Origin of the sequence: Xanthomonas sp. SHU 199, from assembly GCF_000364665.1 — a bacterium.
Lineage (GTDB): Bacteria > Pseudomonadota > Gammaproteobacteria > Xanthomonadales > Xanthomonadaceae > Xanthomonas_A > Xanthomonas_A sontii.
Genome location: NZ_AQOI01000840.1, coordinates 1 through 6,813 on the forward strand (window position 1 = coordinate 1; position 6,813 = coordinate 6,813).

At 70.9% G+C, this 6,813-nt stretch carries 9 protein-coding genes; 5 read left to right on the plus strand and 4 right to left on the minus strand.

The genetic code is table 11. The features are described 5' to 3' along the window. From D183_RS25745 to surE, 4 genes are all read right to left on the minus strand, one after another. Nucleotides 1-239, minus strand: a 239-nt coding sequence (locus D183_RS25745; protein ID WP_039729501.1) for a LysM peptidoglycan-binding domain-containing protein, incomplete at its 3' end; no start/stop codon positions are given. After that, nucleotides 236-850 carry a YqaA family protein gene (locus D183_RS0122900; RefSeq protein ID WP_017911053.1) on the minus strand — a complete coding sequence of 205 codons (615 nt, stop codon included), beginning with the start codon at nucleotides 848-850 and terminating at the stop codon, nucleotides 236-238. The genes D183_RS25745 and D183_RS0122900, both read right to left, overlap by 4 nt. A gap of 19 nt (nucleotides 851-869) precedes the next feature. Beyond that, a complete protein-coding gene (locus D183_RS0122905; protein ID WP_017914224.1) occupies nucleotides 870-1,547 on the minus strand; it encodes a protein-L-isoaspartate(D-aspartate) O-methyltransferase in 678 nt (225 codons plus the stop codon). Next, nucleotides 1,544-2,323, minus strand: a complete 780-nt coding sequence (surE, locus tag D183_RS0122910; protein ID WP_026143981.1) for a 5'/3'-nucleotidase SurE — start codon at nucleotides 2,321-2,323, stop codon at nucleotides 1,544-1,546. The genes D183_RS0122905 and surE overlap by 4 nt, the downstream gene beginning before the upstream one ends. 204 nt (nucleotides 2,324-2,527) lie before the next feature. Between surE and D183_RS0122915 the strand changes: the two genes are divergently transcribed. The 5 genes from D183_RS0122915 to D183_RS25750 form a co-directional block, all read left to right on the plus strand. Continuing rightward, complete coding sequence (locus D183_RS0122915; RefSeq protein WP_017911056.1) at nucleotides 2,528-3,061, plus strand: Smr/MutS family protein; 534 nt, start codon at nucleotides 2,528-2,530, stop codon at nucleotides 3,059-3,061. 324 nt (nucleotides 3,062-3,385) lie between these two features. Further along, nucleotides 3,386-4,447, plus strand: coding sequence for a VirK/YbjX family protein (locus tag D183_RS0122920; RefSeq protein ID WP_017911057.1), 1,062 nt, complete (start codon nucleotides 3,386-3,388; stop codon nucleotides 4,445-4,447). A 48-nt stretch (nucleotides 4,448-4,495) separates the two neighbouring features. After that, nucleotides 4,496-5,044, plus strand: a complete 549-nt coding sequence (locus tag D183_RS0122925) for an RNA polymerase sigma factor (protein WP_017911058.1) — start codon at nucleotides 4,496-4,498, stop codon at nucleotides 5,042-5,044. Next, on the plus strand, nucleotides 5,044-6,012 hold the full coding sequence (locus D183_RS0122930; protein ID WP_017911059.1) for a FecR family protein: 969 nt from the start codon (nucleotides 5,044-5,046) through the stop codon (nucleotides 6,010-6,012). Before D183_RS0122925 ends, D183_RS0122930 begins: the two co-directional genes overlap by 1 nt. Before the next feature lie 175 nt (nucleotides 6,013-6,187). Next, the coding region (locus D183_RS25750) for an STN domain-containing protein (RefSeq protein ID WP_039729506.1) at nucleotides 6,188-6,813 on the plus strand (626 nt) is incomplete at its 3' end.

Sequence of the window (6,813 nt, forward strand, 5' to 3'; positions counted from 1 at the left end):
TGCGGGGTGATGTTGTTGGCGCGGGCGATCGCGTACAGCGTGTCGCCGCGCCGAACGGTGGCGCTGACCCCGGGCTTGGGCACGGACACGCGAGGCGCCGAGGCGGCAGCGGTGCCGCGCACCGGCGCGCCGCCCGGCGTGCGCACCACCGTGGCGCTGCTGCAGGCGCCGAGCGCCACCGCCACCAGCACCCCCAGGCCGCAACGCAGGCCGTTCCGCACCACCCGATCCACGCTCATCCGACCTTCGCTCTCCATATGACCCACACCACCAGCAGCGCCAGGATCGCCGAGGCGACCCAGCCGAGCGGCTCGATCCAGCGGCGCAACGCTGCTTCCGCACGCGGCCCGCCGAGACGGATCGCTCCGGCCACCAGGTAGACGCGCTTGCCGCGCCCCACCAGCATGCTCGCCAGGAACGGTAGCAGCGGCACCCCGACGATGCCTGAGGCCCAGGTGAATATCTTCAGCGGGATCGGGGTGAAGCCGGCCAGCACCAGCAGCCAGAACGCACGCCACGGCGACTCGGCGATGACCTCGCGCAGATGGCTGACCTGGGCGTCGATCTTCTGCGTCCAGCCCAGCCATTCGATCAGCGGCTGCACCGCGGCGAAGGCGAAATGGCCGAGCAGGTAGCCGATCAGCGCGCCAGCCAGGGAGCCGAGCAGGCTCAGCGTGGCGAACCACAGCGCGCGCCGCGGCTGCGCCAGCGACATCGGCGCCAGCATGACTTCCGGCGGCACCGGGAACACGATGGCCTCGGCGAAACTGAGCCCGGTCAGCAGCGCCGGCGCGCGGCGATGCCGCGACCAGCCGATGGCGCGTTCGTACAACGGCCCGAAAATCTTCATCCAGCGAGGCTCCGAAAGGTCAATCCAGCATGCCCGACAGCAACGGGACGAAGGTCACCGGCGCCAGGACGTCTTGTTCGATCTGGCCGTCGGCGGCGCGGCGCAGGCGGATCAGCGATTGCGCGGACGGGCCGCCGACCGGCGCCACCAGGCAGCCGCCCGGGGCCAGCTGTTCGATCAGCGCATCGACCAGCGCCGGTGCCGCCGCCGTGACCACGATCGCATCGAACGGGCCGTGCTCGGGCCAGCCGATGCGGCCATCGTCGTGCTTGCTGCGCACGTTCATGCCGAGCTGGCGGAAACGCTTGCGCGCCTGCCGCAGCAGATCGCCGATGCGCTCGACGGTATGCACTTCCAGACCCAGCGCGGCCAGGATGGCCGCCTGGTAGCCGGAGCCGGTACCGACTTCCAGCACCCTCTTAGGCGCCGCTTCCAGCACCGTCTCGGTCATGCGTGCCACCACCCATGGTTGCGAGATGGTCTGGCCGTGGCCGATCGGCAGCGCGGTGTCCTCGTAGGCGCGCGAGGCCAGCGCCTCGTCGATGAACAGATGCCGCGGCACGGTGCGCACCGCGTTGAGCACGCTCTCGTCGCGGATGCCGGCCTCGCGCAGGCGCTCGACCAGGCGGTCGCGCACGCGCTGCGAGGTCATGCCGATGCCGATGGCTTCCGGCTGCAGGCGCAACCGCGGGGTCATGCCGGGCGGTCCAGCGCGGCGGTCAGGCCGCCGACCCAGCTGGCGACCTTTTCCAGCGCCTGGTAGCGGGTCAGATCGACTTGGATCGGGGTGATCGAGATGAAGCCGGTGCGTACCGCGTGGAAGTCGGTACCGGGACCGGCGTCCTGCTCGCGCCCGGCCGGGCCGATCCAGTACACGGTACCGCCGCGCGGGTCGGTCTGCGGCAGGCACGGTTCGGAGCGGTGGCGGTTGCCGAGCCGGGTGACCTCGAAGCCCTTGATCTCCTGCCACGGCAGGTCGGGCACGTTGACGTTGAGGATGGTGTCGGCCGGCAGCGGATCGGCCTTGAGCTGGGCCACGATCTCCACCGCGGCGCGTGCGGCGGTCTGGAAATGCCTGGGATCGTGGTTGTGGCTGACCAGCGACACCGCCACCGCGGGCAGGCCGAGGAAGCGGCCTTCCATCGCCGCCGAGACGGTACCGGAATAGATCACGTCGTCGCCGAGATTGGCGGAATTGTTGATGCCGGAGACCACGATGTCCGGGTCGAACTCCAGCATGCCGGTGAGCGCCAGATGCACGCAGTCGGTGGGCGTGCCGGCGACGCTGCAGGTGTAGTGGTCGATGCGCTTGAGCCGGATCGGCAGATCCAGGGTCAGCGAATTGCTGGCGCCGGACCGGTCGCGGTCGGGTGCGACCACCGTCACCTCGTGGCCGGCGCCGCGCAACTGCTCGGCCAGCATGCGGATGCCGGGGGCGTCGACGCCGTCGTCGTTGCTCACTAATACGCGCATGGTGCTCCTCGAAAACCGGGGGCATGATACCGGATGCGCCCTGCCAGGTCGCTGACAGCGCGACGACGACCGCGGTGACGGCCATCGCGCCGCGCACTGGAGCGGCGTCGCGCCGTGCGACCGCAGCGCACTGGTCCGCAGGCCAGACGCTGCCGGCAACGCCGCGCCCAACTCAAACCGCGCCGCACGCTCTAAGCTGTGCGCATGGCGCATTCCGACGACGAAGATCCCGCCGCGCTGTTCCGCGCGGCCATCGGCAAGGTGGCCCCGCTCAACGCGACGCCGCCGGCCAATGCCAAGCCGCGCCCCAAGCCGCGCGCGCGCATGGCCGAACGCGACGACGCCGAGGCGCAGGGCGAGTTCCAGCAATTGCTGCGGCAGAGCACGCCACTGGAAGCCGGCGACGTGGCCAGCTACCGCCGCGAGCATCTGCCGGCGCGGGTGTTCCAGCGCCTGCGCAAGGGGCAGTTCTCGGCCCAGGACGAACTGGACCTGCACGGTGCCACTGCGGCGCAGGCCGAGACGCTGCTGCGCCAGTTCCTGGCCGAGGCGCACGCGCACGAGTTCGGCTGCGTGCGGATCGTGCACGGCAAGGGCCTGCAATCGGGCGGCGTGCCGCTGCTGAAGAACCTGGTGGACCGCCTGCTGCGCCAGCGAAACGACGTGCTGGCCTTCCATTCAGCGCCGACCGCGCAAGGCGGCACCGGCGCGATGCTGGTGCTGCTGGCGCGGCGCTGAGCGGCGCCGCAGCCGCGGGCACCGCGGCTCGCGGGCCCCATAGGGAATCTGTGCACTGGCCGAGGTGGAAGGCGCCGGATCGTGGCGCCGCCGAATCCGGCATCGCCCACTGATCTGTCATTCGCGTGCAAGAGCGGCTTCACCGCGACCGGCGTGAACGGGAACGCCCGTCGCGGCTATCGCGCGCGCCCGCTGCCTGCATGACGCAGATCCGGCCAGGCCGGGACGCCGCGGACGCGGCCGAGCACCGCGCGTGCGGACCCATTTCAATTTTCGCCCCTTGAAACGTCTTGTCAGAGAGCACCGTCCCTCTGCGAGCCGAACGTGACCGAAGCGACCACCGAATTCTTCCTGCAACCCACTGATCTGGTGGACGTTTCCGCGAGCGCCGCAGCGTTCGAGTCGGCGCGCCCGGCCCGGCCGGCGACGCCGCCCCGGCCGAGCGGCAGCGCCGCCCCGGTTCGCTGGTGGCCGCTGTTCCTGGGCTCGTTCCAGGGGCGCACGGACTGGCACGGCAACCGCCTGCAGCGCGGGATCAAGGCGGCCAAGTACCTGCTGCGTTCGCTGCGCATGCCGACCGAGCACGGGCGGTTCCTCGACGCACTGCGCCGCGATCCGCGGATGCGTGGCTATGTCGAGCGCGATCCGCGCCTGCTCGAGCGCCACCTGCATCGTTTCGTGAACACCCGCTGGAGCAGCAAGGCGCGGCTGCGTCACCTCCGGCAGCACTATCGCCTGATGCTCGAGCGCCTGCCGGCCGCGTTGTTCGACGCCATCTACCGGCAAGGCCAGGCGGACCTGGGGACGCTGCCGCTGCACGATGGCAGCCTGCTGACGCTGTCGCTGCTGCCGCCGGCGCCGATGAGCTGCGAAGGCGAGCTCTGGTTGCAGCTCAGCGACGCGGCGGGACGCGAACTGTATCGCCTGGTGCTGACCGTGACCGGCGACGACGCCCATCCGACAGTACTGATCGGTTGCCTGCAGGGCCCAAAGGGTGCCGACGCCCGCGACGTGGTGCGCACGCTGACCAAGCAGATGCACGGGCTGCGGCCCAAGCAACTGATGCTGTCCCTGGCCTGCACCTTCGCCGAGCGCCTCGGCGCGCACGCGATCCGCGCCGTCTGCAATGGCGCGCATCCGCTGCAGCGCAAGCGAGACGTGTTCCTGTCCGACTACGACGCGTTCTGGATCGAGCAGGGCGGTACGCCCATCGTCGATGGCTGGTTCGCGCTGCCGCTGACCCCGGCACGCAAGACTGCGGCCGATGTACCCAGCCAGCACCGCGCGGCGTTTCGCCGCCGCGAGGCGTTGCGGACGCATGCGGAAGGCTTGCTGGCCGCGGCGCTGCCGGCCGCTTGCGGTGCTGCGTCGCGTGGCGGCCAGTGAGCCTGGCTATACTGCCGCGGCCGCTTCCCTCCAGGAGCATCAGCAGTCGTGAGCCGGGCCGAGCACACCGAGGGCGCGCCGTCGCCGGAGCAGGCGCCTGCGCACCAGGTCGACGCGCTGTTCAAGGAACATCACCGCGCCCTGCTCGCGTTCCTGCACTGCAAGCTCGGCTCGATGGCGGACGCGCAGGACGTGGCGCAGGAGGCGTACATGCGCATCGTGACGCTTGAGCGTCCCGACGCGCTGGCATCGCCGCGCGCCTACCTGTTCCATGTCGCCTCGAACCTGGCGGTGGACCGGCTGCGCATGCGCAAGGTCCGCGAAAACGCCGCAGTGGAGCTGCCGGAACACGATCTGCCGCTCCCGCCGGTTCCGGAGCGGCACGCCACGGCCAGCGAGCAGCTGCGCGCGTTGACCCGGGCGTTGAAGGAACTTCCCGCAAAGACCAGCCGCGCCTTCGTGCTGCACGTGATCGAAGGCAAGGACTTCGGCATGATCGCCAAGGCGATGAACGTGAGCGAACGGATGGTCCGCTACCATGTGGCCAACGCGCTCGCGCATTGCCGCAAACGCTTCGACGAAGCGGAGATCCCGTAATGGACAGCGGCATCGACCAACACATCCTCGACGACGCCGCGCGCTGGTGGGCCCTGCTGCGCGAACCCGACAGCAACGAGGACACCGTGGCGCGCTGGCTGGACTGGACGGAGGCCGACCCACGGCATCTGCAGGCGTTCGAACGCATCAATGCGCTCGGCGGCGACCTGGCGACGCTCGATGCGGCAACGCGGGACGAGGTGGTGCGCAGGTTCGCGCCGCCGCGTTCGCGCTGGCGGCCGCTGCAGGTAGCGGCCTGCGTGGGCGTGCTGGCGCTCGGCGGCGCTCTGGCCTGGCGGCAGCTGCACCCGCCGCCGCTCACCCAGGTCTACAGCAGCGCGACCAGCCGCCACCAGAACATCGTGCTGGCGGACGGGTCCAAGATCGCGCTCGGCGGCGCCTCGCGGCTGAGCACCCGCTTCAGCGCCGCGCAGCGCCACGTGGACCTGATCGCCGGCGAGGCCTTCTTCGACGTGGCGCACCACGCCGGGCGCCCGTTCGTGGTCGACGCCGGCGGCGTGTCGATCCTGGACGTGGGCACCGCCTTCGACGTCAGCCGCGACGGCGAACGCGTCGAAGTCGCGGTCACCGAAGGCCGGGTCCGCATCTACGGCGCCGGCCAGGTGCCGGCCGACGGCAGCGGCGGGCTGGAAGCGGTGGCCGGACAGCGCGTGTCCTACGATCCGGCCAAGCCCGCGCTGCAGGTCAGCCAGATCGACGTGGCGCAGGCCACCGCCTGGCGCGATCACCGGCTGGAGTTCGTCGATACGCCACTGGACACGGTGATCGCGCGGGTCAACCGCTACAGCGACCGGCCGCTGCGCCTGGCCGACCCGGAGCTTGCACGACTGAGCTTCACCGGCACCGTCGACACGCAGGCGACCGCGCAGTGGATCGAGGCCTTGCCGCAGGTGTTCCCGCTGCGGGTGCGCCAGGGCAAGGACGAGATCGTGCTGAGCCGCCGTTAGGCGATACCGCGCGCCGCCCGGGCTTAGGGGCGGCGGGCGCCCCCGCGTCGACGTCGCCGCGCGTGGCATAATTCGCGCTTCCGCTGGGGGGCGACGGGCAGTGCGTGGGCTGAGGCGACTGATCATCTGCGGCAGCCTGGCATTGCAGCTCGCACCCTGCCCCCCTGCCCTCGCCGTGCCACTCGCGCCCGACGCACGGCAGATCGGGTTTTCGATCCCGCCGCAGGCGCTGTCCACGGCGCTGATCGCGTACGGCAAGCAGGCCAACATGCAGGTGCTGACCGCCAGCCCGACCCTGGCCGGGATGCGCAGCGACGGGCTGCAAGGCATGTTCACCCCGGACGCGGCGCTGCAGCGCCTGCTGCAATCGAGTGGGCTCGCGTACCGCATGCTCGATGCGAACACGGTGGCGGTCACCCCCGCCGCCACGGCGCCGGTCGATCCTGCGGATGCCGCCGATGCGCACCGCGCCGGCGCGCCAGCCAAGCTGCTGGAACAGGTCGACGCCGCGGCGCTGACCGATCACGCCATGGGCGACGTGCCAGCCTATGCCAGCGACGCGCTGCGTTACGCCGCCGATTCCATCGCCGTGCCGCAGTCGGTGAACGTGGTCGCTCCGCATCTGCTGGCCTCGCAACAGGTGCGCACCGTCGCCGACGCCCTGCGCAACGTGGCCAGCGTGCAGCAGATCGAAAATCCGTTGCGCGCGCCGCTGTTCAAGATCCGCGGCATCTACACCGGCAACGGCATGACCGACGGGATGCCGAACAGCTTCGTCGGCCTCGGCGGCTACCCGCCGAT

Excerpts from the sequence above, each read along its gene's own strand:
- D183_RS0122915 (WP_017911056.1), top strand. The coding sequence starts at position 2,528 with ATGGCGCATTCCGACGACGAAGATCCCGCCGCGCTGTTCCGCGCGGCC.
- surE (WP_026143981.1), bottom strand. The coding sequence starts at position 2,323 with ATGCGCGTATTAGTGAGCAACGACGACGGCGTCGACGCCCCCGGCATC.
- D183_RS0122905 (WP_017914224.1), bottom strand. The coding sequence starts at position 1,547 with ATGACCCCGCGGTTGCGCCTGCAGCCGGAAGCCATCGGCATCGGCATG.
- D183_RS0122930 (WP_017911059.1), top strand. The coding sequence starts at position 5,044 with ATGGACAGCGGCATCGACCAACACATCCTCGACGACGCCGCGCGCTGG.
- D183_RS0122900 (WP_017911053.1), bottom strand. The coding sequence starts at position 850 with ATGAAGATTTTCGGGCCGTTGTACGAACGCGCCATCGGCTGGTCGCGG.